Raw genomic sequence first — 24,303 nt, 5'->3', positions numbered from 1 at the left:
GGGTCTCTCCTCAGTGCGCCTTGCGGTTGTAGTTGCGCCAGGTGCGGATCAGCACCGGGGTCAACAGGATGGCCACGCCGATGATGGTCATCATCGAGGTCGCGCCAGCGGAGCCGTAGAGCGGGTTGCCGCTTTCACGGAGGTCGTTGAAGATCACGTAGGACAGCGAGGTCGCATGGGCCTGCGCCTGAAAGCTGACGATCGGTTCGAAGACGCGGAAGTTGTCCATCAGCTGAATCAGGGTCACGAAGGTCACCAGCGGCATCAGGTGCGGAATGGTGACATAGCGCATACGCTGCCAGGTGGTGGCGCCGTCGATCATCGACGCCTCCATCGTGTCCTTGGGCACGGTTTGCAGACCGGCATAGAAGACGATGAAGCTGAACGGGAGCGAGTGCCAGACACCGTAAACCATCAGCATGATCCAGGTCAGCGTCGGCGAAGCCTTGAGACTGAGCGACGGATCATCGAAAGCCCGTTGCAGCGAGGCACCGATGATGCCGTCCCCGTCAACCATCCAGAACAGGATCAGCGCCCCAACCAGCGGGGTCACGATCATCGGCAAAAGCGAGACAAAGATCGTTGGGCCCTTGAGCAGTTTGGGCAGGTTGTTGACCCCGGTCGCAACCGCCAGCCCAAGGAACAGCACAAACGGCGTCACCACGGCGGTGTAGACAATGGTGAAGGTCAGCGCCTTGTAGAACGGCAGGTTGTAGACCCGGTTCCAGAAGGCACCGAAACTGTCGGCATTGGCCCAGGCCTCGCCAATCTCCGTGATCGCAAGGTGCGAACGGTTCAGATAGGTGTTCAGCCCGTTGAAGCGGCCCAGAGGCTGCGCCTCTCGCAGGGCCCGGGTGGCGTCCTGATCGACTTCCGAGGTTTCCTCGCAGCCGAAGGGCCCACAGCTTTCCGAGACGATCAGCACCTGTTCGTGCTGGATGTGCAGCGACTGGATAAAGACCGATACGATCGGCAGGGCGATGAAGAGGATCATCGCCGACAGCGTCGGCAGGATGAACCAGAAGAAAGTACGGTCTTTCATCGGGGAGCGCTCCGATTGGGTCAGGAGGGTCGCGCCCCGGGGTTCCCCCGGAGCGCGCGTCTTGCGGCTTACTGGAGGAAGCCCGCTTCCTTGGCGGCGGTGACATAGGCGGCCTCGACGTCCTTGAGCGCCTGTTCCGCGCTTTCCTCACCTTTGAGGAAGTCGACCAGCTCCGCGCCCAGCGCGTTGTGCATCAGGCCGATCTGCGGGATCATCGGATAGGGCTTGGCCCCGCCGCGGGCAGTCGCGGCAACACCGGCAGCCGCGCGGCCCGGGGTGAACCCGTCCAGCAGCCAGACGGCATCGTCATTGTTGGCCTGAACCATCTCGGGGGTCATGCCGCTGATGAGCGCCGCGAAGGTGGCTTCGGCCTGCGCGTCGGTGATGTTCTTGGAAATGGTGATGCCGTCCCACCACAGGGTTGCACCCGGAACGCCGCCCGGCTCGACCGAGGGAGCCGCCGCCAGAACGGTGTGATCGCGCACCACGGGCAGAGCACCGTCTTCATCAAGGATGGCCGCGCCACGCGACCCCCACATGATGCCCAGCGCCGCTTCGCCGGCTTCCCACAGGCCCTGAGTCTCGTTCGAGGCATGGGTCAGGTGATCGGGGTGTGCATATTCGACCAGCTTGGCAAGGGTTTCCAGCGCGGCGATACCGGCGGGGCTGTTGACCTTGGGCTCGGCGGTGCCCGGTTCAAAGAACTCGCCGCCATGGGCAAGGAAGAACAGGTTGAAGGTCTCGCCGACGTTCCAGCCGACCTGCATGTTCATGACCAGCGGGTGTTCCATGATGCCTGCTGCGCGGATCTTTTCGGCGGCGGCGATCAGTTCGTCATAGGTGGTCGGGATTTCCTCGACACCGGCCTCGGCCAGGATGTCTTCGCGGACATAGAGGTGCTGTGCGTTGGCCATGAAGGCAACCGCCATGACCTTTCCGCCAATGGTGATCAGCTGGGTCTTCTTGATGCCGGCGCCGTATTTCTCGACCAGATCGTCCAGCGGGCGAACCAGATCGTCGTTCATCAGCTGGGTCAGGGTCGAGTTGGCGAGGATCACGCTGGTGTATTCCGCCGGGTCGGGCGTCAGGGCCGCGTTCATGATCTGGCGCGCTTCGGTGGTGTGGTTGCGCACGAACTCTGCCGCTGCCGCGCCACAGTTGGCTTCGGCCTGATCGGCAATCGCGTGGATCGCCGGAAAGTCGCTGGCGAGGATGCGGATCGACTGGCCCTCGGGGCCGCAGTCAACGGCGTGGCTTTCGGCGAAGGCCGCCGTGCTCATCAGGCCCGCCACGACCCCGGTGATGGCAATCTTCTTCAGAAACATGTCTTTCTCCCTGTTTCTTTGTTGGACGGGTGCGCCTTGCAATCGCGCACCTCGAGTTGTCCCCGGATGATCTGTCCGGGGATTCCCTTTTTCAGAGCTTAGGCTCCGTTTTTGTTGATGCGTGCGCCGCTTTGACCGTCGAACAGATGGCAGTGATCCGTGGGGATACGGATCGACACCATGTCGTCGATTTCGGCGCGATAGTTCTTGTCCGCGCGGACACTGACCAGCGTGCCGCCAATGCGCACGGTGACCATGGTCGCGTCCCCCAGCAGTTCCAGCGTGTAGATCGGCGCGTTGATCTGGCCGCCGGTGTCCACGACCGAGGCATCCTCGGCGCGAAAGCCCAGCGTCAACTTGCCGTCCGGGGCCTGTAGCCCGTCAATCTGGACGTTCGGCGCGGTAAAGCTGCCGCCGGACATGCTGCCTTCGATCAGGTTCATGGCCGGGCTGCCGATGAAGCTGGCCACAAAAGTGTTGGCAGGGTTATCGTAGATCTCGGTCGGGCTGCCAACCTGCTGGACGATGCCCTTTTCCATGACGACCACACGATCTGCCAGTGTCATCGCTTCGATCTGGTCGTGCGTGACGTAGATCGTCGTGACCGAAAGTTCGTGGCTCAGGTTCTTGATCTGTGCCCGGGTCGAAACGCGCAGCTTGGCGTCGAGATTCGACAGAGGTTCGTCCATCAGAAAGACGTTCGGCTCACGCACGATGGCGCGGGCCAAGGCCACGCGCTGACGCTGACCGCCGGACAGTTCGGCGGGCTTGCGGTGCAGGAAATCGTCCAGTTCCACCATGGCCGAGGCGCGACGCACCTTTTCGTCATGGGTGGCCGGATCAACGCCGCGCACCTTCAGCGGAAAGCGGATGTTGTCGTAGACGTTCATATTCGGATAGAGCGCGTAGCTCTGGAACACCATGGCTACGTCGCGGTCTTTCGGTTCCAGATCGTTGACGACCTTGCCGTCAATCGTGATCTCGCCGCCTGTGGGATCTTCGAGTCCGGCGATCATCCGCATGGTGGTCGTCTTGCCGCAACCCGACGGCCCAAGAAGGACAAGGAATTCCCGGTCGGCAATGGTCAGGTCGAAGTTGTCGACCCCGACAAAACTCCCCCACCGCTTGGACACGTTTCTGAGTTGAATTTCGGCCATGGCGGCTCCCTTTCCCGTGGAATCGCGCTCTCTTGCATACGCTTGCAAAAAGCCTAGACTCCACTGCGGCAATCTGGCAAGATTTTTTTGCAAGCGTATGCAGAAAGGCCGGCGAGATGGTTGAATTTCAGGCAGAAAAACTTTTGGTCCGGGACTTCTACCGGGCATTGGATGGCGCTAACGGCGATGAAATCACCGACGTTCTGTCCAAGAACATGACCCCTGATTGCCTCTGGCGGGGCTTTCATCCCTTCAACGAACTGACCGGTCCCGAGGCCGTTGCAACCACCTTTTGGCTGCCGCTGCGTCAATCTTTGACCCGGATGCAGCGCCGGATGGACGTTTTCATGGCCGGTCGCAACGAAATCGACGGCTATGACTCGACATGGGTTGTGTCCATGGGCCACCTGATGGGCCTGTTCGATCAGCCTTGGCTGGGGATCGCACCAACGCGCAAGATGGCGTTCCTGCGCTACTCCGAATTCCTGCGGATCGAAAACGGGCGCATCGCCGAGGTCGCGATGTATTTCGACATTCCGCACCTTATGATGCAAACCGGGCTTCAGCCCTTTCCGCCGCAAACCGCTGCGCATCTGGTCCAGCCCGGCCCGCAGACCCACGATGGCTTGTTGTTCGACGCCCAGCCCGAGGCAGAAGGCAAAGCCACGCTGGCGGCAATCAATGCCATGATCGGCGATCTTGGCACATGGCAGCTTGGCCTGCCGCTGGAAGAGGAACTGGCCCGCACGTGGCATGACGACATGATCTGGTGGGGCCCCGCCGGCATCGGCGCGACCTACACGATCGAACGTTATGCCAAGCAGCATTCCGGCCCCTTCCGCGCCGCCTTTACCGACCGGTCCAAGACCAAGCACCTGTGCCGCATGGCCGAAGGACATTATGGCGGCTTTTTCGGCTGGCCGAACTTCACCGCGCGCCATACCGGAGGTTTCATGGGGATGCCTGCCTCGGACACGCCCGGCGAAATGCGGGTGATCGACATCTATCGCCGTCACGGTGACAAGCTGGCCGAAAACTGGATCTTTATCGACATGCTGCATTTCTGGAAAACGCAGGGCGTCGACATCCTTGAACGGATGCAGACCGTGCCCCGCACCTGACAAGCCCCGCCCGTTCCGTCCAAACCCGGCCCGGAACGGGCATCCGACTATTAGCCCCGTTGCGGGGAAATTTTTTCATTATCAAGATTTTCGGAATGGACCTGTCGCAAATCGTTTTATGGCTTGCGCCCGCGCAGCCCGGTAACTCTGGATCATCACCCCAAGATGAGAGGGACCAATGACGGCACGCTATTACGCTTCGATGGGCGGGCATCCTCCGCAAGATCAGATCATGACCGACCGCGCCATGTTCACCGATGCCTATGCGGTCATCCCCAAGGGGACGATGCGCGACATCGTCACCAGTTTCCTGCCTTTCTGGGAAGGCACGCGGCTTTGGGTTCTGTCGCGCCCGCTGACAGGCTTTGCCGAAACCTTTTCGCAATACATCATGGAAGTCGCGCCGGGCGGCGGCTCGGACCGGCCCGAAACGGACTCCACGGCGCAGGCCGTTCTGTTCGTCGTGGACGGCACCGGCACGATCACCATCGAAGGCACAGCCCATGCGCTGGAGCCGGGCAGTTATGTCTACCTGCCACCCGCAACAAACTGGAGCCTGCGCAACGACGGCGACGCGCATCTGCGGTTTCACTGGATCCGCAAGGCCTATGAGGCGGTCGAAGGGCTGCCCGCGCCGGAGGTGATCGTCACCAACGAACGCGATGTGGCCCCGTCGGAAATGCCCGGCACCGATGGCAAATGGGCGACCACGCGCTTTGTCGATCAGACGGACATGCGCCATGACATGCATGTCACCATCGTGACCTTTGAACCCGGCGCGATCATCCCCTTCGCCGAAACCCATGTGATGGAACACGGGCTGTACGTGCTGGAGGGCAAGGCCGTCTACCGGCTGAACACAGACTGGGTCGAGGTCGAAGCAGGCGATTACATGTGGCTGCGCGCCTTCTGCCCGCAGGCCTGCTATGCGGGCGGGCCGGGGCGGTTCCGTTACCTTTTGTATAAGGATGTGAACCGGCATATGCCGCTGGGGCCGATGGTCCGCCGGGGCTGACGACGCGGGCCACAGCCGCGACAAATGAAAAGGCCCGCCGGAGCGATCCGGCGGGCCTTTTCATTCGCAGGACATGCCGTCACTCACCCGCGGCCCAGCGATCCGTCACCGTGGCCCGCCATGCCGCCCGAAACTTCCTCGGTGGACTCGCCGGCCAGTTCCTCAGGCAGGACAAGGTTCAGCACGATGGCGATCAAGGCCGCCGGCAGGATGCCGGATGTCGCCAGCACCTTGAGCGTACCGGGCAGATGTTGCAACGCGCCGGGCTCCAGTTGCAGACCAAGGCCAAGCGACAGTGCGATGGCAAAGATCACCATGTTGCGGCGGTTCCAATGAACATCCGACAGCATCGAGATGCCCGCCGCGACGACCATGCCGAACATGACGATCACGCCGCCGCCCAGCACTTCGATCGGAATGGACGAGATGATCGCCCCGATCTTGGGCACAAGCCCGCAGAGGATCAGGAACAGCGCGCCGATGGTCACCACGTGACGGCTCATGACACCGGTCATGGCGATCAGCCCGACGTTCTGGCTGAACGATGTATTGGGCAGGGCGCCGAACAGGCCGGAAATCGCGGTGCCGAAGCCATCCGCAAAGGTTGCCCCCTGAATTTCCTTGTCGGTGGCTTCGCGTCCCGCGCCCCCCTTGGTGATGCCCGATACGTCGCCCACAGTTTCAACGGCAGAGACAAAGCCCATAAGGCAAAAGCCGATGATTGCCGCAACCGTGAACTCCATCCCGAAATGCATCGGGTCCGGCAAAGCAAAAGAGGCCGCGCGCCCGACGTTGCCAAGATTGACCTCGCCCAGCATGAAAGCCAGCGCATAACCCGCCAGCAGCCCGACCAGCACAGCCGAAACCGACAGCATGCCGCGGGCAAAGAACTTCAACCCCAGCGTGACAAGGATAACCGTTCCCGCCATGAGCCAGTTGATGCCGGATCCGTACTCTGGTTTGCCGATCGCCGGAACACCGCCTGCGGCGTACTGGATGCCGACCTTGACCAGCGCCAGCCCGATCATTGTCACCACAAGGCCCGTGACCAATGGCGGCAGGGCAAAGCGGATCTTGCCGATGAACAAGCCAAGAAAGGCATGAAACAAACCACCGACAAAGACACCGCCCATCAGCACCGCGATGGCGTCAACGCCCTTGCCCGCCACAAGCGGGATCATGATCGGAATAAAGGCAAAGCTGGTGCCCTGCACGATGGGCAGGCGCGCACCCACGGGGCCGACCCCGATGGACTGAAACAACGTGGCGATGCCCGCAAAGAACATGGACATCTGGATCATGTAGATCATCTGCGGAAAATCCGGGCTGTTCGAGCCGAAACCGAATCCCGCCGCGCCGCAGACGATGATGGCTGGTGTCACGTTGGACACGAACATCGCAAGGACATGCTGGATCCCCAGCGGAACCGCCTTGTGCAGCGGTGGTGTATAGTTCGGATCGCGGAGTTGCTCCGGTGTTCCGATGGATGCATCGGCCATGTTCAGTCCCTCTCTGTTGTGTCAACCCAGCCCCGTGCTGCTGTTGTTTTCCTGTGCCAGCTCGACAAGATACGGGGTGTCGAACCAGTGTTCCTCAAGGTTCGGACCGTCCCCGATCCGATCCACCACCGCGAAAAGCCCGGGCTCTGACAGGGGTGTCAGAACGCCATGCCACGTGCCGCGGTGAAAATTGACGGCCTGCCCCGGCGCGGTCAGAAAGGCGCGCGGATGTCCGGGCGTATTTCCTGCGTCCTCGGCCACGACGACAAGGAAAGCGGCCATGGTCATGGGGATGAAGGCTTGGCTGCCCTCGGGGTGCCGCTCCATCATGTCCAGTCTGAGCGGCAGGCTGCGGGGCTGTGCCCTGAACAGGCTGATCCCTGCCCGACCGTCCGCGAAATCCAGCCTTGCACGATCATGAAAGCGCCCGCACAGGCCCTGATTGATAATCTTGTCCGGCTCTCCCGTACAGTCGATCACGTCCCCGAAGGGCGCAAAGGCCGCTGGCGTCAGCGGGACGATGGCAACAGCCCGCGTCATGCGCCGAATTTCTCATCCAAACGCAGTTCGGCGATCCGTTCGACCTGCCGGCAAGCCTCGGCGAATTCAGTGTCGCGGTCATTGTCGATCCGGCGGAGGAATGCGGCCAGAATGCTGTCCTTGGTGTTGTCGCGCACCGCGATGATGAAGGGAAAGCCGAACGTCTCGGTGTAGCGCTCGTTCAACTCGGTAAACCGCGCCCGCTCGGCATCGGTCAGCGCGTCCAGCCCGACAGAGGCCTGTTCCGCCGTCGACTCGGCCGTCAGGCGCCGTGCCGCGGCCAGCTTGCCCGCAAGATCGGGGTGGGCCCGCAGAACGCCCAGACGCTGATCCTCGGACGCAGAGCGGAACACCCGCGCCAGCGCGGAATGCACCCCCGCCGCCGTGTCATGGGTCGGCCCCAGTTCCAGCGCATGGGCCCCTTCGGCGATCCAGGGACTGTGTTCGAAGATACCGCCATATTCCGCCACGAAACTGTCGCGATCCATCTCTGAGGGGCGGGGTCCGGTCATCGGCGAATGCTCCTGCATCCAGTGCTCGGCGATTTGCAGGCGCGTGGCGAACCAGACACCGGCGTGCGATTGCATGTGTTCCAAGGCCCGTTTCAACGCCGCCAGTCGCGAGGGCCGCCCCACGATGCGGCAATGCAGGCCGATGGACATCATCTTGGGCGCACCGGCCTCTCCCTCAGCGTAGAGCACGTCAAAGGCATCTTTCAGCATTGCCTCGAACGGGTCGCCATGGGTGAATCCCGCCTGAATCGCGAACCGCATGTCGTTGCAATCCATAGTGTAGGGCACGATCAGCTGATCGCGGCCACCGGCGCGCACCCAATAGGGCAGATCATCGGCATAGCTGTCTGCAATATAGGCAAAACCGCCCTCTTCTGCCGCCAGATCCACCGTGTTCATGGAACAGCGTCCGGTGTACCACCCGCGCGGAGCCTCTCCGACAACCTCGGTATGCAGGCGGATGGCCTCGCGGATCTGGGCCCTTTCTTCCTCGACGGACATATCCTTGTGTTCGACCCACTTCAGCCCGTGGCTGGCGATCTCCCAACCGGCTTGCTTCATGGCCCTGACCTGTTCAGGCGCACGGGCCAGCGCGCTGGCAACGCCATAGACCGTCACGGGCAGATCCTTCAGCAGGCGATGCACGCGCCAGAATCCGGCGCGCGCGCCGTATTCATAGATGGATTCCATGTTCCAGTGCCGCTGGCCCGGCCAAGGCTGCGCGCCGGTGATCTCGGACAGGAACGCCTCGGAAGCCGGATCTCCGTGCAATACGGCATTTTCGCCGCCCTCTTCGTAATTCAGGACGATCTGTACGGCGATCCGGGCGTCGCCCGGCCAGTTTGCGGCGGGCGGCGTCGCGCCATAGCCGGTCATGTCTCTTGGGTAGCGTGTCACAGGGGGCCTCTTCAAAGTTGGCCACTTGTAATCCAAGGCAATCCGATCTTTTTTCAAAATCGGTTTGAAGGTGCTTTCGGGGTGGCCCGCTTTGCCACCGGCACGGTTCCACGCCTAAAAGGGGCACCACAAAGGAGATTGCACACATGGCCGGATACCTGACCACACATGTTCTGGATACTGCACGCGGTTGCCCGGCCGAAGGGTTGACCATCGCGCTGTACCGGATCGAAGGCGATCAGCGCAGCCACCTGAAGACACTGGTGACGAACAGCGACGGGCGCACCGACGAACAGATCCTGCCCAAGGACCGATTTGAAACCGGCACCTACGAACTGGTGTTCCACGCAGGCGATTATCTTGACGCCATCGGCACCCCGCCGGAAAGCCCCCGGTTCCTCGACGTGATCCCGCTCCGGTTCGGCATGTCCGAGGCGGCGCATTATCATGTGCCGCTGTTGTTGTCGCCCTTCGGCTATTCCACCTACCGGGGCAGTTGAACGCGTGCTTCGGCCTCGCCGATCACGGCGGCGATCCGTTCGATCACGAACTCCATGAACAGGCGGGTCTTGGGATCCTGCCTGCGTCTGTGCGTGAACAGGCAGGCCATCTGGATCGGTTCGGGCGGTGTCTCCACCGCGACAGGCACAAGCCGCCCGGTCTCCAGATGTTCGGCGATCTCAAAGATCGGCTTCAACGCGATCCCGTGACCGCCCAAGGCCCAATCCGTCAGCACATCGCCATCATCGGATTCGAACCGGCCAGAGACACGGAACTTGCGCGGCCCCTCCCCTGTCTGCAATCGCCAGTGAAACTCTGTCGCGCCGGGAAATCGCAGGTTCAGGCATTCATGACCCTGCGCAATGATCTCGTTACCGTCACGGGGCAGTCCACGCGCGTCCACATAGGCGGGCGCGGCGCATAGCACCCGTTCCACATCGCTGATCTTGCGAATGCGCAGGTTGCTGTCCTCCGGCTGACCAAGGAAGAACGCAAGATCCAGCCCCTCGGTCGTCAGATCCACCTTGCGGTCGGTCAGCCGCAAGCGCACGTTCACCTCGGGGTAGGATTGCAGGAAATCCGGAACCTGCGGCGCGATCAGCCGCCGCCCTACGCCCAGCGGGGCGGCAACATACAGCGACCCCTTGGGGTATTCGGTGATGTTGACCACCTGCGCCTCGGCGTTTTCCACCGACTCGAGGATCTCGCACGCACCAGAATAAAAGGCGCGCCCATGTTCCGTTGGCGTCAGGCTGCGCGTGGTGCGCTGGAACAGCCGCACGTTCAGATGCACCTCCAGCTGAGAAATGCGCGAGGATGTCACCGCCGGAGAAATCCGCAGATCGCGTCCTGCCGCCGACATGCTGCCCAATTCATAGACACGCACGAAGGTTCGGATGTTGTCGAGGTAGGACATTGTTCTGGATTATTTGATGCTGCTTGGTATTCGGCAGAGATAGCAGAACAATTTCCGACGGCATAGGGTGCCGCGGACTCGACCCTGAAGGAGGCTTGCCATGTACGACCTGGCAATCATGTGGGATTGGGCGGCCTTCGCGGTCCGCTGGCTCCACGTCATCACCGCAATTGCCTGGATTGGCTCGTCTTTCTACTTCATCGCGCTGGACCTTGGACTGCGCAAGGTGCCCAACCTGCCCGAAGGGGCACATGGCGAGGAATGGCAGGTCCACGGTGGCGGTTTCTACCATATCCAGAAATATCTGGTCGCTCCGGAACAGATGCCGGACCACCTGACGTGGTTCAAATGGGAAAGCTATTCGACATGGCTGTCCGGTGCGGCGCTGTTGATGATCGTCTACTGGGTCGGGGGCGAATTGTTCCTGCTGGACCCGACCAAGGCCGACCTTGCCTTGTGGCAAGGCATCCTGATTTCAGCCGCAACGATTGCCATCGGCTGGTTGCTGTATGACTTTCTCTGCAAATCCAGCCTCGGGGACTATCCGACCGCCATGATGCTGGTGCTGTTCGCCATCATCGTGGTGATGAGCTGGGGCCTGAATCAGGTCTTTACCGGGCGGGCCGCACTGCTGCATCTGGGCGCCTTTACCGCCACGATCATGACGGCCAATGTCTTTTTCATCATCATGCCGAACCAGCGTATCGTAGTGAAAGACCTGCAAGAGGGCCGGACGCCCGATCCGAAATACGGCAAGATCGCCAAGCTGCGGTCGACGCACAACAACTATCTGACGCTGCCCGTCGTCTTCTTGATGCTGTCCAACCACTACCCGCTGGCTTTCGGAACCGATAACGCCTGGATCATCGCCAGCCTTGTCTTCCTGATGGGCGTGACGATCCGGCACTATTTCAACTCGATGCACGCCCGCAAAGGGCAACCGAACTGGACATGGGCCGTCACCGTGATCCTGTTTATCATCATTGCATGGCTGTCCACCGCGCCCATGATGGACAGCTATGACGAAGCCGAAGCCCGCCCCCTGACACCCTATGAACAGCAATTCGCCAGCGCGGATGGGTTCAGCGACGCTTATGACGTGGTTCTGGGCAATTGCTCGATGTGCCACGCGCGCGAACCGGTCTGGGACGGTGTGCGGTGGCCTCCCAAGGGCGTGGTGCTGGAAACGGAATCCGACGTGGCCCGCCACGCCAAGCAGATCTTCCTGCAAGCAGGCGTCAGCCACGCAATGCCGCCGCCCCATGCGATCCGGACCATGGACGACGAAAGCCGCGCCGCGATCGTAGCATGGTATCGCGAGGCCACCCGCTGACGACAAAAAGGGGCGCGCTGCGCCCCTTTTTCAGTTTTGGCCGTAGCCACGAAGGGGTTTAGCCCAGCAAGGCCACAGATCCGCCGATCAGAAGGACCGAATTGGCCATCCCCCAAAGCAGCATCTGGAAATGGGTGTTCTGCCCTCCTTCATGGCCGAACCAGTAGCAAAAATAGTTTCCGACGACGAGGAAGCCCGCCCAAACCGAACAGAAAAGCGCAACCGCGATCAGCCCCAAAGCAAAGGCCGAAACAGGGGCAAAGAGACCCAGCATGGCCAGCGCCATGCAGACCGCCCCGACCCAAAGTGCGGCCATGGCCGTCAGTTCCCACGCGACGATCACCGAAAACAGGATCCGGCGCAGCCGCGGGTTTGTCAGGCGACGATAAGAGACATGCACATAGGCTTCGGGGTAATCTTCGCGCATCCGCTCCATGTCCATGACCTGCGCCGTGTAGGTTTCGTTCAGGAACGGATGAAACAGGTTTTCCAGCGCACCGATGGTCAGCCAGGCCGCCATGAAGGCAAGGTTCAGGGCACAGACGCCCAGGATCACGGTATCAAGCATATCTCTTCTGAAAATTGACTGGGGCTGCCCGCCCAGTGACGGACGGGCAGCAGGTTTCGGGGATCAGGCCTCCCAGTACATGTACTGGGGATAGAGTTCCTGCGAGATGTGGATCTCGGCACCTTTCAGGTTCGACTTGGTAAAGTTCGCAAGCCCGCGCCAGTAAGGTTGGATGATGACGCCTTCGTCGACCATGATCTGTTCCAGTTTGGCCATGATCTTGCGGCGCTCGTCCGGGTCGGCGATAGACATCGCTTCGTCAACCAGCGCGTCGAACTCGGCATTGGCGAAACCGGTCTCGTTCCAGGACACACCCGATTTGTAGGCCAGCGCATAGGTCTGGATGCCCAGCGGGCGGTGGTTCCAGTTGGTGATCGAGAACGGGTATTTCGCCCAGTCGTTCCAGAAGGTGTTCGAGGGATAGACGGTCCGGCGGACGTTCAAGCCTGCATCGCGCAACTGACCCGCGATGGCATCGCCAGTCGACTTCCAGAATGCCGCATCAAGCGAGATCAACTCGAACTCGTAATCCGCCATGCCCGCTTCTTCGAGCAACGCCATGGCCGCATCGACATCGCGCACCGGCGCGCCAATGTCGGCGTAATCCGGGTGCACCGGCGCGACGTGGTGGTTTTCGCCCAGCGCGCCAAGACCGCTGTACGCCAGTTCAAGGATGGTGGCATTGTCCACCGCCAGAGCAAGCGCGCGGCGCACGCGCACATCCGCGTAGGGTTGTTTGCCACCCTCCTCGGCCAGCTGGTTGGTCCGGGCCAGAACGGCCGCCGCGGTGTTCACCGTGTGCTTGGTCCAGTCGTCCAGCGCCTCGAAGGCCGTGATGTAGTCGCCCTCGGTGTCATAGGCGACGTCGTATTCGTCCGCTTCGGCGGCCGCAAAATGCGAAGCCGGGTCCGAACCAAAGTCGATCATTTCGATCCGGTCCATCCATGCGCCGTTGCCCGCGTTCCACCATGTATGATCCGCGTTGCGCACCAGAGAGGCGCTGACACCGACTTCATAGGTTTCAGGCAGGTAGGGGCCTGTGCCGATCGGGTTGGTCAGCATGTCGTCCTCGGTGAACGAGGGATGCACGATGGCCGCCGGATAATCAGCCAGACCGGCAATCAGCGAGATGTCGGGGCGGGGCAGGTTCAGGACGACGGTGTGATCGTCCACGATCTCGACCGTGCCTTCCATCAGCATCTGGGTCTGCGGGTCCTGCAACACGGCAAATTTCAGCGCCATGGCGTTGGCCTCGGCGGTGCCATCGGCGAAACGTTCGATGTTGAAGGCCACGTCGGAGGCGGTGAAAGGATCGCCGTTGTTCCAGGTCACGCCCTTGCGCAGGCGCAGGGTATAGGTCTTGGCATCCTCGCTGATGTCCCAGCTTTCCAGCAGAACCGGGGAAAAAGAGCCGTCCGAATTGTACTGGACGAGGTATTCCAGCCAGCCGCGGGTATATGTGGCAAGGCTGTTGAAATCGAACTTGCGCGGGTCGCGCATGGTGACGATTTCCTGCTGAATACGCACGGTGCCACCCATCTGGGCGTGGCTGGCGGCCTCTGCCGGGGTCGGCAGGCCCATCATCGCATAAGCCGTGGCGGCACTTGCCCCAAAGGTGCAGGCGGTTGCCATGAACTCGCGGCGGCTCATGGCGTCAGAGGCAGCGGTTTGGGCGCTGCGCGTCAGGCTGGCAGGCAGCGGTTTGCCTGTACGGGTCGTGAACGTCATCTTTCATTCCTCTCTGTAGGGTCGTGAGGGGGACCGCCCTGTCGGAAAGCAGCGTGAGGACTGCGGCGGGAGGCGCGCGGCCGCAAAGGGCCCGGTCGGCCGCGCGTTTTCGGGGTCAGGCGGGAACGCGGATGCGATCCAGCCCGTCTTCTTCGGTGACCGTGGCGCAGATGCTGGACAGTGTGCGCGGCTGTTCGTAGGGCCACGGCGTGCCGCGATGCATCACGGCGCGCTGATCCCAGATCAGCACGTCACCCACCTGCCAGTTATGCGAATAGACAAAGGCTGGCTGGGTGCAGTAGTCGGTCAGCTCTTTCAGCAGCGCCTCGCTTTCGGCCTCATCGTAGCCGTCGACCTTGAAGGCATGGCTGGCGATATACAGCGCCTCGCGGCCGTTGATCGGGTTTTCCCAGACCGCGTTCCAATGTGTATCCGGCCACTTGTTGAACATCGGCAATTCGGCCAGTTCGGGAGAGATCTTGCGCCGCGAATGGCTGTAGCGGTGCCAGATACCGCGACCTTCGATCTTGGCCTTCAGCTCTGCCGGCATCATCGCCCATGCCGCCCGAGTGGAGGCCAGTTCCGTCGCGCCGCCCGACGAGGGAACGACACGCGCGGTGATGATATTGGTCAGCGAAGGGGTCGGCAGAAAGGTGCTGTCCGAGTGCCACAGGAAGTTGGTCTTGAGGTTCAGCGTCTTGAGATCCATCTCGCCCGAGGTGGTGCCGTCCTCTTGCACGTTGGACACCTTGGGGATCTTGAAGGCTTCGCCCGGTTTGCGTTCATCCGCCTCGCGATCCTCGATCGGGCCGAACAATCCGGCGATACGCAGGTGGGTTTCATCCGTCATTTCCTGCGCGCGGAACAGCAGAGCCGAATGTTCTTCGAACAGGGCGCGGATCTGCGGGAACAAATGCGTCGCGGTCACGGTGTTCAGGTCGATGCCCTGCACGTCGGCACCGAATTGCGGTGTCAGCGGTTTGGTATGAATTGTCATTGGTTCAGTCCTTGGCCTTTGCTTCGATGTCGTCTGCGGAGAGATGGCGCACCATCTCCCAGGCCCGTGACTTGCCGGGGTTCAGCAGTCCCTTGGGGTCCATGCGTTTCTTCCACGCGAGGTGGCGGTAATCGGCATCCTTCAGGCCGCCGCCCTCGACGTGGTAGGTATGTGCGTCCCAGACGGTGAACCCGTGGGAGGCATAGATGCCGTCGATCTCGCGCAGGCGCGCCTCGTCCTTGAACCAGATGATCGGCAGGTCGGCGGCGATCAGCGTGTCGTCGACCCGGGCAAATTCGTGATGATGCCAGACGTCATCGCCAATGGCCTCTTCGACCGCGATGACGGAATCCACATCGGACGGGTCCGCAACACCGATCTGCTGGTAGGTGGCGGACCGGTCGGACTTCAGCACCTGAAGTGTGGTGTGGTTGTAAGCAAACTCAAAGACATGCGGGATGCCCTTTGCTGCTCGCTCTTCTTCGCCTAGCGCCAGATCGACCGCGCCGCCCTGCGCAGAAACCAGTTCGCCAAAGGCCTCCATGTCCTCGCGCGGGACCAGCGTGACCAGCAGGTGCTTGCCGTCGCGGATGTGGTCCTTGAGACGCGGAAAATACTCGGCAATACGCGCATCGACCACCGAACACAGCTTGCGTGCGACAGTCTTGCTGGTGGCCAGCGCGTAACCGGCGGCATAGGCGTCGCGATAGCTGTCAAAGCTGGCCATGCAGCCGACCCAGTCGCGCGTTGGCACGGTGCGCAGAGTGACCTCGGTGATCGCGCCGTTCAGCCCCCATGCGTGGTGGATTTGCAGCGCGTCCTCGGCGTCGAAGACATGCTCGTGCGGGACGGCCTCGACCGACAGCGCCTTGAGCTGGATGATGTTTCCCTTTTCACGCAACGCGCCGTTGGCGATAGAGCCGATACCGCCGCTGCCACCAGCGACAAAGCCGCCGATGGTGGCAATGTCCTGTGTCGAGGGGAACATGGCCATTTCCCAGCCCTGCGGGATCAGCGCGGCATTGATGTCTGCCATCAGCGCGCCCGCCTCGACGCGGACAAAACCGTTGCCGATTTCCAGGATACGGTTCATGCCAGTGGTCTCGATGATGAGACCGCCTTTCAAGGGCACGGCCTGGCCATAATTCCCGGTGCCGCCGCCGCGCAGCACCACGGGAATGTCATGGGCATGGGCCACGGACAGGCAGTGCGCCATTTCCTCGCGTGTCTTGGGCTGGGCGACGAGGTCGCCAAAACTTTTCTTCAGCTGCGCGTTCAGGATCGGCGAATACCAAAAGAAATCGCGTGAGCGTTTCTTGACCAGAACCGGTTCGTCGATGATCGCCACCGGTGCCAGTTCGGCGGCGATTGCGACCCAGTCAATGTCTTGCAGTGTCTCTGTCATGCATGTGCTCCCAGTTCCTCGGACAGGGGGCGGCGGGCGGCGCCACTCAGCAGATCCGAGCCATCGGTTGCGTCGACGAAGAACAGATCCCCGATGGCAGCCCCGTCGACGGTTTGGGGCGCCAGTCCCAGCGCGCGGCGCGCGTTGGTGGTGATCAGCGGAAGATGGTCGCCAAACGGCGGGTCCAGATGGGCGGCCAGAACGCTGAGCCCCAGCACATGCAGCGGATCGTGCCGCCCGATCGGGCAGAAAGCATCGCGCACGTTATCCGCGCCAACAGTGACCGTCACGCCAGCGGCACGCAGTTCATGCAGCCGGGTCACACCCCGGCGGTCCGGGGTGCCATCGTTGCGGCCCTGAAGGTAAAGGTTCGTCTGCGGCAGCATCGCCACAGCGATCCCCGCGCGGGCCAGTTTGTCTGCAATCCGCGATACGTCGTTTGGCGCAAGGTTGGCCATCGAACAGGCGTGCCCACACAGGACCGGTCCCTGAAACCCGGCCTCCAGCGCCGCGTTGGCGATGCGCTCCAGCCCGTCCAGACCCGGCGCCAGCCCCTCGTCGGTGTGAAAATCCAACGCAAGGCCCAGGCGGTCCGCCTCGCGAAACATGTTGCGCAGGCCCGCGTCGCGGCTGTCCTGATCAAAGACAAAGGTGCCCAGCACGCCGTTATCGCGGGCCACCCGTTCGGCGCAGCGGCGCGCGAACTCGGCATCGGCCAGCCGGTCGATGTTGGTCAGTGCCGCCCGTTGAAGCGTCAGGCCACAATCCGCGGACAGGTCGCCCAGCACGTCCCACGCCAGCGGCACGGCGTCAGGATCGTCGCTGTCGGACCAGTCCACATGGCTGCGCACGGCCCCGCAGAACGCCGCCTTCAACTCGGCAAGGCCACGTCTGGCCCGCTGCGCGAGATCCTCGGCAGTCCAGTTGGCCTTGTCCGCCATCTGTGCCGCAATCGCCGCGGCCAGATCGCCTCCGACACCCTGCATCCGACCTATGCTGTGGCATTTGTCCAGATGCACATGCGGATCGGTGAGCTTGGGCAGCACCATGCCGCGCGGCACCATGTCCGAACGCTCCAGCGCAACCGCCACGCCGTCGCGCAGCACGAGATCCCCGGCAAGGCAATCGCCCTGCGGCACCCCGCCCAACCTGTCGGCATCCGCCACAAGGCTGCGGGGCACCAACACGCCGGGCAGGCGTGCATCCATATGTGCGGCTCGGATCACGGGCGGGTTCTCCGGTGATCGAACCGGGCGAATTCGGCCAGGAACGCCGCGAAATTCCGCCCTGAACTGTCCAGCATCTGCGCGCCTTTCGCCTCTGTCGCGGCAGAGGCATTGCCGCAGGCCCCCAAGGGGTGCATGTCCTGCGCCAGCCATCCCGGCTGCGCCGGTTTTCCGCCCAGACCGATCCGGGGAAAACTGCTCTCCCACTCGGCCATGGCCGGTTTGAAATCCTGCGCCCTGTACATGTCGACAAGATCGGGCCGCGCGGCCAGCATGGCCGAGGTTTCGCTGTCGCCTGCATGGATGTCATGGGCGTAGTCCTGCGGATCGAACAGGCCCTGCCATTCGGCAAAACCGCTCCATGAACAGGTGACCACGATCAGATCATGCGCCAGCCGCAGGTCCCGCGCCGCCACCTGCAACAGCGCGCTGTTGCCACCGTGACCGTTGAACAGAACCAGCCGCTGCACCCCGGCCCGCGCAACCGAGGCCCCCACGTCACGCAGGACTGCCAAAAGCGTGTCCCCGCTGAGCGTCAGCGTGCCGGGAAAGGCGATATGTTCTTCGCTTTTGGTGATCGTCAGCGTGGGCAGGACCAGCACGGATTGCCCCGGTTCCAGCGCCGCCAGCATCCGTTCCGTAGCCGCGTCGATCAGCGTGCTGTCAACCGACATGGCAAGATGCGGGCCATGTTGTTCGGTCGCGCCAAGCGGCAGGACAGCGACCGTGTCGGACGGCAGATCCTCAAAGGCGGACGAGGGCAGTTCGGCCCAGAGACCCTGAACGCTCATGCCGCGCACCCGACCCGGAGCTGGCGCGACGCGGCGCCGCCATCATGGCCCCGCCATGCGGGATTTGACTTGGCCGGGAGCACACCTCCACAGCACACAGAAAGCACACGCGATCCCATGTTTCCTCCTCAAGGAATGGTTGCGTGGCCCTTAGATTAGATCTGTGCCAGAGATGATGCCTAAGGCTTCCAGAACTTGGCCGAGCTGGCAAGTTTTTTGTTTAGGCAAAAAATGAACCTCAGGAACAAAGGCTTAACATCACACGCGTGATGCGACTCACCCCGAACCGCGGATGCAGGCGCGTTTTCCCGGCGCAGGCCGAACAGCCTTTGACCACGGGTCTCGGTGGGGGAATGCACCCTTCCCCCACCGACCGTTCATCGCGCCTTTTTCTTTTTGCGGTTTACCCAGAACGGCGGGATGTCACCGGCCATGATACAGCCATAGGGGTCGATGAAATCCTCGATCTCGGCCAAGTCATAGGACTTGATCTGCGCCACCACGTTATCGGCGTTCTTGTAGCTGGACGGCAGTTCCGAGGCATCCACGCCACCGGCATGAAAGCGGATGTCCAACCCTTCCGTTTCGGCCTTCAGCAACTGGTCCGGCGTCAGCGCCCCCATGCGGCGACGATGTTCGGACCGGGAATAGTTGCGCCCGGCCCCATGCGGACTAAAGCCCAGCCCGCTGGCCGCATCCTTGCCCCGCGTCACCAGAACCGGCTGTGCCATGTTCAGCGGGATCAGGGTCAACCCGTTGGCATCCGCCGCATAATCCCCCCACGCCGGGGTCGCGCCCTTGCCGTGATAGAACAAATCGCCCCGTTTGAAGACAAAGTTATGCTCGTTCCAGAACCGGTCGCCGGGCTCGGCCCGCGCTGTGGCCACCGTGGCGTCATGGATCGACGCATGGTTGGCCTTTGTCCAGTCGCGGATCAGTTGCAGTGCCTGCCAATAGGCGCGCCCCTCTTCGGTATCCGCCGGGATCCAGGCATTCTGCTTTTGCGTTTCCGGCGACAACTCTCGGCGGAAACGCTCGGCGGCTTCCATCCCTTTCTTGTACAGGACCGCCCCCGGCCCACGCGAACCATGATGCGTCACGATCGTGGTACGGCCCGTCTTGCGCGAGCGTCCGACAAACAGGAAATGGTTGCCATCCCCCTGCGTGCCCATGTGGTCCTCTGCCATGCGCAGGGACTTGGGGTTATCGAGGAAACTGTTTGCTCGGAACGCCTCCAGCAGGTCGGCGGACACGGCGATCCGGTCGCCCGGGCGGCGCCCGCCCGGTCCGAAATGCGTGACCGATTGCGCGGCGTCCAGCACCGCCTTTGGGTCTGCGTCGCCAAGGTCCGTCATCATGACCGAGCAACAGATATCGGCCGAATGCATCCCCGGATGGATTGCATTGCGTGCAGCCGCCACCCCGCCCACCGGGATCGTGCCCACCGGCCCCGCCGGGCAGGCATCCGGCATGATTGCCCCGGCCTCTATGGTGGGCGTTCTCATCAGGGCGCGCATCGTTTCGCGCACCTTGGCGACATTGTCAGCCTCATCCGGGTGCGTCACGTCGATGTTTTCCGAAAACGCCAGCTCTCCCGGCGCGCGCAGGGCCAGCGTCTGTGGCTCTGGCGGAATGTCCGCGTCCAGTTCCAAAAGGATGCGCACAAGACCAAAGCCTTCGGCCCGCATCGCGTTGGCCTTTTGCAGCAGCGCCGGAAACTGTTTGCCCGGGCGGTGCCCCCATTCCTTGAGGTGCGATCCGGTCACCGGATCAAAATCCGTGTTGTCGGTCATGTCTCATGATCCATGATAAAAGGCCCTGGCGACAAGGGGGAAGAAACAACCCGGGACCTGCCCCGCGCTGGCGCGCGTTTGCCGTATGGGCACAGGCGAGGAGGGGAATCGAACCCGCTCGGTTTACCCGGAAGTTTGGAGCCATGTAGTTCCTTCGGCATTCGCCAGGGCTTTGCTTGGTTCAATGGTCAGGAGGACAAGATGTTACGAGGCCGATCTGGTTTCGAAGACAAGGAGCCCCGCAGGCATTCCTCCTGCGTTCTGGTCAGGGATGAAGGATTTGAACCTTCGGCCTCCGCAGTCCGGATGCGGCACTCTGCCAAACTGAGCTAATCCCTGAAAATTCATGTGTCCCGGCGACAAGATGGTCACGTTTGCAGGCAAATCGCGACCGGGGTGAAACAAGACCTGCTCTACCGTTGAGCTACGCGGCCATAAATCTGGTGACCGCGACGGGATTCGAACCCGCAACCTGGGCGTTAACAGCGCTGTAGTTCCACCGGCATTCGCCGGGACAAAAATCCTTTCCTGTTCAATTTCGAAGTGGGTCAGGCGGACAATAAAATGACGAGACAGGTACATGTCCTGAAAATGTAGTCCCGTCGGCATTCCGCCTGACCCTTTTGTATCGGGTGTCAGATCTCGATCGTTTCGATCTCGCGCACCCAGTTTTCGGACCCGGTACGGCCCTTGGAAAAATCCGCGATCCGGTCAAAGACCGCGTCCGAGAACCCGCCGACGTTCAGCACGTCCTCGCGCGTTTGCGCCTGTGTCGTGCCGTAGGGCGCGATGTCGATGCAGACCAGCCGGGCCTTGGGATTGCGCCGCTTGAGCGTTTCCCATTCCTGCATCATCGCCGTCGCCTGACGGGCCTGCCCGGCATCCACCCACGACTGGTTGTCCGACACAAAGACCACCAGATCCGGGGCCTTGTGCCTTTCGTTCAACCAGCGCAGTGGCGCCGAACAGTTGGTTCCGCCCCCGGCAAGCCGGGCAAGCCGTTCCGCGTTGGTCAGGATCGTGTCGCGCGGGTTCAGACGCGCCTCGCGCACCTTCACCTCGAACGGCAAAACTTGGCACTTGCGGTTCACCCGCATGAACGAGGCCGCGACCAGCGCCGCCACGTCCACATGCCGCACCGACGAGCTTGCGCCCTTGCGGTAACCCGTCACCGGCCATGTCATGGACCCGGACACGTCCGGGCAGATCACGACCTCACCGGCCACTTTCGGCACGTTGCGCACCGCCAGTTCCATCGCGTCATGCAACGCATCGACGATCTCGCGCGGCATCTCGGGGTCCGCGTTCTGCGCCGCAACCATCAACTGGTACGGAAAGGCGCGGGCCTTCGAGATCGCCTCGGCGTCACGCAGCAGATACGCCACATGATCGACCATCCCGGCATCGGCGAACACTCCCTTGCGCAGGAAGGTGTTCAGGTTCTGACGCACCATCTGCCACGAGCCTTTGCGCGCGATCTGCGCCCAGTGGTCCACAGTCAGCGGCAATTGCGTCAGCATCTGGAACGGAACCTCCGGCAACGGCCCATTGCAGGTCGCCTTGAAGGTCATCCAGTCCTGAACCGCCTCCGGCAACAGCGACACATCGCACGGACGCCCGATGATCCAGGCAAACAGCGCCTCGCGACGCGCATCCGCCGGTTTCGGGTGGACCATCCTGATGACATCCGCCAGCGACGGGTCATTGCCGATATTGGCGTTCAGGATCGCCCGGTCCGAAGCCGTGTTCAGCCAGGTCTGCACCATGGCTTTCGGTGCCGACCCAAGGGACTTGCGCCCGGTCTGACCAGAGCGCACGATCTGCACGAAGGTCCGCAGCATCTTGCCATGCGTGATCACACGGCCGAACACTGCCCGGAACAGCGCCGGATCGCGCCGCGCCAGCACCGCCAAAAGCACCGCCGGCATATCCTTCATATTGCCTTTCTGGCGGGCGTAGACCGCCGTTTGGGCAAGGAACTCCGGCTCGACCTTGTCGGCAAGCGCGACCACGCGGGTCAGTTCATCCTGCGCCGACTGGTAGAACATTCCACCGATCGTCCCGGTGGCCGCCAGTTGCGCCAGGGCATGTGCATCGGTGTAGCCATAGGCCGGCGCGCCCTCGGCGTTCCGTGTGGTTGCCTTGGGCAGCAACCGGCCCCGGATCGATGCAAACACGGATTTGTTTGCCATTGCTCTGTTCCTTCGTTGTTGGTGAGCCTGTTTTGCCATGGCCATGGACCAACCCCGAGAAAAAAGAGATATCCAATCAGGGCATTGATTTCATTATTAAAACACCCTTATTGCCCAAATCATCGCGCGCAGATACGATCCAAAGGTATAAAGAATTATCAAACAGGATAGCCCATGAAGAACGTCGTCCTCGGCTTCCTTGGTACGCAGCTCGACGTGGGGCGGACTCGCCGTTGGAAACCGACCATCAGCCTTGTCACCCATCAGGATTTCCCGGTGGACCGTCTGGAAATCCTCTACGACATGCGGTTTCAGCGTCTTGCGCATCACGTCCAACGCGAGGTGCAAGAGACCAATCCCGACACAGAGGTCATATTGCGCAACCTCGACCTGTCGAACCCGTGGGATTTTCAGGAGGTCTACGGCAAGCTGTTCGACTTTGCGCGCGGCTATGGTTTTGACGAGGATCGCGAACGCTATCACGTCCACCTGACCACCGGCACGCATGTGGCCCAAATCTGCTGGTTCCTGCTGACCGAAAGCCGTCACATCCCCGCGCGCCTGCTGCAAACCGGCCCGCCCGGCCCGGACGAGTCACAGGCGCGCATGGACATCATCGACCTCGACCTTGGCCGCTACAACGCGCTGCAACAGAGGTTCGACCAGTTGTCGCGCGAATACAGCGACCAGCTCAAGGGCGGGATCGAAACCACCAATCCCGCCTACAACGCGCTGATCGACCGGATCGAACTGGTGGCCAGCAACTCTGACGAACCGATCCTGCTGCTGGGCGAAACCGGCACGGGCAAGACGCAGCTGGCCGACCGGATCTACACGCTGAAACTGGATCGGCGCAGGGTCAAAGGGCGACTGGTGCATGTCAATTGTGCCACGCTGCGGGGGCAGGACGCACTGGCCACCCTGTTCGGCCAACGGCGCAGCTTTACCGGACAGGCGGGCAGCGAACGCAGCGGTCTCTTGCGCGAGGCGGATGGTGGCGTCTTGTTCCTGGACGAAATCGACGAACTGGGCCTGAATGAACAAAGCATCCTGTTGCACGCCATCGAAAGCGGACGGTTCTACCCTCTGGGGTCCGATCACGAGGTCACAAGCCGGTTCCAGATCATCGCTGGCGCCAACCGCGACCTGCGCGCCCTGACGGCGGACGGAATGTTCCGCCCCGATCTGCTGGCGCGCCTGAACATGTGGAGCTTTCGCCTGCCCGCGCTGCGCGATAGGCGTGAAGACATCGAACCCAATCTGCGGTTCGAACTGGATCGTTCGGAAAAGCATCTGGGCAACCGGGTCGGTTTCAACACCGATGCACGGGACCGATACCTGCGATTTGCGTCGGATCCGGCCACGCCATGGCCGGGCAATTTCCGCGATTTCTCGGGGTCGGTCCGGCGGCTTTGCGTGCTTGCGCCACGCGGGCGGATCACCTTGTCGATGGTCGAGGATGAAATTGCGATGTTGCAGAACGATTGGCGCCGGGCACGTTCGGATCAGGACGCCCGGCTGGTGGCAGAGGTCTTGCCCGACGGCGAAGACATCGACCCCTTTGACCTTGTTCAATTGGCCGAGGTGATCCGAACCTGCCGCACGTCGTCCAGCCAAAGCGCCGCCGGTCGCAGGCTCTTCGCGGTGTCACGGGCGCGCAAATCCTCGACCAATGATGCGGACCGGCTGCGCAAGTACCTCGCGCGCTTTGGGCTGGACTGGTCCGCGGTGCGCGGGGGCTAGGA

Annotated in this window: 20 protein-coding genes and 1 tRNA gene; 5 read left to right on the top strand and 16 right to left on the bottom strand. The window is 62.1% G+C overall.

Features of this window, described 5'->3' with window-relative positions; all coding sequences use genetic code 11:
* Positions 1-10: 10 nt before the first annotated feature.
* The 3 genes from KJP30_RS15840 to KJP30_RS15830 form a co-directional block, all read right to left on the bottom strand.
* On the bottom strand, positions 11-1,042 hold the full coding sequence (locus KJP30_RS15840) for a carbohydrate ABC transporter permease (RefSeq protein ID WP_218450314.1): 1,032 nt from the start codon (positions 1,040-1,042) through the stop codon (positions 11-13).
* A 68-nt stretch (positions 1,043-1,110) separates the two neighbouring features.
* Positions 1,111-2,367 carry an ABC transporter substrate-binding protein gene (locus tag KJP30_RS15835; protein ID WP_218450313.1) on the bottom strand — a complete coding sequence of 419 codons (1,257 nt, stop codon included), beginning with the start codon at positions 2,365-2,367 and terminating at the stop codon, positions 1,111-1,113.
* A gap of 98 nt (positions 2,368-2,465) precedes the next feature.
* Positions 2,466-3,524, bottom strand: a complete 1,059-nt coding sequence (locus KJP30_RS15830; RefSeq protein WP_218450312.1) for an ABC transporter ATP-binding protein — start codon at positions 3,522-3,524, stop codon at positions 2,466-2,468.
* Positions 3,525-3,640: 116 nt separating this feature from the next.
* On the opposite strand from KJP30_RS15830, the gene KJP30_RS15825 reads away from it, so the two are divergent.
* Together KJP30_RS15825 and KJP30_RS15820 are read left to right on the top strand one after the other, a co-directional pair.
* Positions 3,641-4,645: a nuclear transport factor 2 family protein gene (locus tag KJP30_RS15825; RefSeq protein WP_218450311.1), complete on the top strand. Its 1,005-nt coding sequence runs from the start codon at positions 3,641-3,643 to the stop codon at positions 4,643-4,645.
* Positions 4,646-4,823: 178 nt separating this feature from the next.
* Complete coding sequence (locus KJP30_RS15820; protein ID WP_218450310.1) at positions 4,824-5,660, top strand: bifunctional allantoicase/(S)-ureidoglycine aminohydrolase; 837 nt, start codon at positions 4,824-4,826, stop codon at positions 5,658-5,660.
* A gap of 83 nt (positions 5,661-5,743) precedes the next feature.
* Here the strand turns inward: KJP30_RS15820 and KJP30_RS15815 are convergent, their stop codons facing one another.
* Genes KJP30_RS15815 through puuE form a run of 3 tightly spaced genes read right to left on the bottom strand, consistent with a single transcriptional unit; the run spans position 5,744 to position 9,108 of the window.
* A complete protein-coding gene (locus KJP30_RS15815; protein ID WP_218450309.1) occupies positions 5,744-7,159 on the bottom strand; it encodes a uracil-xanthine permease family protein in 1,416 nt (471 codons plus the stop codon).
* Positions 7,160-7,180: 21 nt separating this feature from the next.
* Positions 7,181-7,699, bottom strand: coding sequence for an ureidoglycolate lyase (locus KJP30_RS15810; RefSeq protein WP_218450308.1), 519 nt, complete (start codon positions 7,697-7,699; stop codon positions 7,181-7,183).
* Positions 7,696-9,108 carry an allantoinase PuuE gene (puuE, locus tag KJP30_RS15805; RefSeq protein WP_425515715.1) on the bottom strand — a complete coding sequence of 471 codons (1,413 nt, stop codon included), beginning with the start codon at positions 9,106-9,108 and terminating at the stop codon, positions 7,696-7,698. Before puuE ends, KJP30_RS15810 begins: the two co-directional genes overlap by 4 nt.
* A gap of 146 nt (positions 9,109-9,254) precedes the next feature.
* On the opposite strand from puuE, the gene uraH reads away from it, so the two are divergent.
* Positions 9,255-9,608 carry a hydroxyisourate hydrolase gene (uraH, locus tag KJP30_RS15800; RefSeq protein ID WP_218450306.1) on the top strand — a complete coding sequence of 118 codons (354 nt, stop codon included), beginning with the start codon at positions 9,255-9,257 and terminating at the stop codon, positions 9,606-9,608.
* Here the strand turns inward: uraH and KJP30_RS15795 are convergent.
* Positions 9,593-10,525 (bottom strand): LysR family transcriptional regulator, encoded by a 933-nt coding sequence (locus KJP30_RS15795; RefSeq protein WP_218450305.1) that lies wholly within the window; start codon positions 10,523-10,525, stop codon positions 9,593-9,595. The genes uraH and KJP30_RS15795 overlap by 16 nt on opposite strands.
* Before the next feature lie 100 nt (positions 10,526-10,625).
* On the opposite strand from KJP30_RS15795, the gene KJP30_RS15790 reads away from it, so the two are divergent.
* Positions 10,626-11,858: a urate hydroxylase PuuD gene (locus tag KJP30_RS15790; protein ID WP_218450304.1), complete on the top strand. Its 1,233-nt coding sequence runs from the start codon at positions 10,626-10,628 to the stop codon at positions 11,856-11,858.
* Positions 11,859-11,916: 58 nt separating this feature from the next.
* Here the strand turns inward: KJP30_RS15790 and KJP30_RS15785 are convergent, their stop codons facing one another.
* From KJP30_RS15785 to KJP30_RS15745, 9 genes are all read right to left on the bottom strand, one after another.
* Positions 11,917-12,426, bottom strand: coding sequence for a DUF2165 family protein (locus tag KJP30_RS15785; RefSeq protein ID WP_218450303.1), 510 nt, complete (start codon positions 12,424-12,426; stop codon positions 11,917-11,919).
* Between the two features lie 63 nt (positions 12,427-12,489).
* Complete coding sequence (locus KJP30_RS15780; protein ID WP_218450302.1) at positions 12,490-14,154, bottom strand: ABC transporter substrate-binding protein; 1,665 nt, start codon at positions 14,152-14,154, stop codon at positions 12,490-12,492.
* Between the two features lie 115 nt (positions 14,155-14,269).
* Complete coding sequence (locus KJP30_RS15775) at positions 14,270-15,151, bottom strand: TauD/TfdA dioxygenase family protein (RefSeq protein ID WP_218450301.1); 882 nt, start codon at positions 15,149-15,151, stop codon at positions 14,270-14,272.
* A gap of 4 nt (positions 15,152-15,155) precedes the next feature.
* Positions 15,156-16,556, bottom strand: coding sequence for an FAD-binding oxidoreductase (locus KJP30_RS15770; protein ID WP_218450300.1), 1,401 nt, complete (start codon positions 16,554-16,556; stop codon positions 15,156-15,158).
* Complete coding sequence (locus KJP30_RS15765; RefSeq protein WP_343222788.1) at positions 16,553-17,782, bottom strand: amidohydrolase family protein; 1,230 nt, start codon at positions 17,780-17,782, stop codon at positions 16,553-16,555. Before KJP30_RS15765 ends, KJP30_RS15770 begins: the two co-directional genes overlap by 4 nt.
* Positions 17,779-18,573 (bottom strand): creatininase family protein, encoded by a 795-nt coding sequence (locus KJP30_RS15760; protein WP_218450299.1) that lies wholly within the window; start codon positions 18,571-18,573, stop codon positions 17,779-17,781. Before KJP30_RS15760 ends, KJP30_RS15765 begins: the two co-directional genes overlap by 4 nt.
* A 377-nt stretch (positions 18,574-18,950) precedes the next feature.
* Positions 18,951-20,366, bottom strand: a complete 1,416-nt coding sequence (locus KJP30_RS15755) for an RtcB family protein (RefSeq protein ID WP_218450298.1) — start codon at positions 20,364-20,366, stop codon at positions 18,951-18,953.
* A 262-nt stretch (positions 20,367-20,628) separates the two neighbouring features.
* Positions 20,629-20,705: transfer RNA gene (locus KJP30_RS15750), tRNA-Pro, on the bottom strand.
* A gap of 296 nt (positions 20,706-21,001) precedes the next feature.
* The gene (locus KJP30_RS15745; RefSeq protein WP_218450297.1) at positions 21,002-22,558 is read right to left on the bottom strand and encodes an RNA-binding protein; all 1,557 of its coding nucleotides are present in this window, start codon (positions 22,556-22,558) and stop codon (positions 21,002-21,004) included.
* Between the two features lie 174 nt (positions 22,559-22,732).
* On the opposite strand from KJP30_RS15745, the gene rtcR reads away from it, so the two are divergent.
* Positions 22,733-24,301, top strand: a complete 1,569-nt coding sequence (rtcR, locus tag KJP30_RS15740) for an RNA repair transcriptional activator RtcR (protein WP_218450296.1) — start codon at positions 22,733-22,735, stop codon at positions 24,299-24,301.
* The last annotated feature ends 2 nt before the right edge of the window (positions 24,302-24,303 follow it).

Source organism: Antarctobacter sediminis, assembly GCF_019218285.1.
GTDB classification, from domain to species: Bacteria; Pseudomonadota; Alphaproteobacteria; order Rhodobacterales; family Rhodobacteraceae; genus Antarctobacter; species Antarctobacter sediminis.
The sequence above is the reverse complement of the archived record's forward strand: the minus strand, read 5'-3'. Positions and strand labels throughout refer to the sequence as shown.

Coding starts and splice junctions, on each gene's coding strand:
- KJP30_RS15840 (WP_218450314.1), bottom strand. CDS start 1,042: ATGAAAGACCGTACTTTCTTCTGGTTCATCCTGCCGACGCTGTCGGCG.
- KJP30_RS15835 (WP_218450313.1), bottom strand. CDS start 2,367: ATGTTTCTGAAGAAGATTGCCATCACCGGGGTCGTGGCGGGCCTGATG.
- KJP30_RS15830 (WP_218450312.1), bottom strand. CDS start 3,524: ATGGCCGAAATTCAACTCAGAAACGTGTCCAAGCGGTGGGGGAGTTTT.
- KJP30_RS15825 (WP_218450311.1), top strand. CDS start 3,641: ATGGTTGAATTTCAGGCAGAAAAACTTTTGGTCCGGGACTTCTACCGG.
- KJP30_RS15820 (WP_218450310.1), top strand. CDS start 4,824: ATGACGGCACGCTATTACGCTTCGATGGGCGGGCATCCTCCGCAAGAT.
- KJP30_RS15815 (WP_218450309.1), bottom strand. CDS start 7,159: ATGGCCGATGCATCCATCGGAACACCGGAGCAACTCCGCGATCCGAAC.
- KJP30_RS15810 (WP_218450308.1), bottom strand. CDS start 7,699: ATGACGCGGGCTGTTGCCATCGTCCCGCTGACGCCAGCGGCCTTTGCG.
- uraH (WP_218450306.1), top strand. CDS start 9,255: ATGGCCGGATACCTGACCACACATGTTCTGGATACTGCACGCGGTTGC.
- KJP30_RS15795 (WP_218450305.1), bottom strand. CDS start 10,525: ATGTCCTACCTCGACAACATCCGAACCTTCGTGCGTGTCTATGAATTG.
- KJP30_RS15790 (WP_218450304.1), top strand. CDS start 10,626: ATGTACGACCTGGCAATCATGTGGGATTGGGCGGCCTTCGCGGTCCGC.
- KJP30_RS15785 (WP_218450303.1), bottom strand. CDS start 12,426: ATGCTTGATACCGTGATCCTGGGCGTCTGTGCCCTGAACCTTGCCTTC.
- KJP30_RS15780 (WP_218450302.1), bottom strand. CDS start 14,154: ATGACGTTCACGACCCGTACAGGCAAACCGCTGCCTGCCAGCCTGACG.
- KJP30_RS15775 (WP_218450301.1), bottom strand. CDS start 15,151: ATGACAATTCATACCAAACCGCTGACACCGCAATTCGGTGCCGACGTG.
- KJP30_RS15770 (WP_218450300.1), bottom strand. CDS start 16,556: ATGACAGAGACACTGCAAGACATTGACTGGGTCGCAATCGCCGCCGAA.
- KJP30_RS15760 (WP_218450299.1), bottom strand. CDS start 18,573: ATGAGCGTTCAGGGTCTCTGGGCCGAACTGCCCTCGTCCGCCTTTGAG.
- KJP30_RS15755 (WP_218450298.1), bottom strand. CDS start 20,366: ATGACCGACAACACGGATTTTGATCCGGTGACCGGATCGCACCTCAAG.
- KJP30_RS15745 (WP_218450297.1), bottom strand. CDS start 22,558: ATGGCAAACAAATCCGTGTTTGCATCGATCCGGGGCCGGTTGCTGCCC.
- rtcR (WP_218450296.1), top strand. CDS start 22,733: ATGAAGAACGTCGTCCTCGGCTTCCTTGGTACGCAGCTCGACGTGGGG.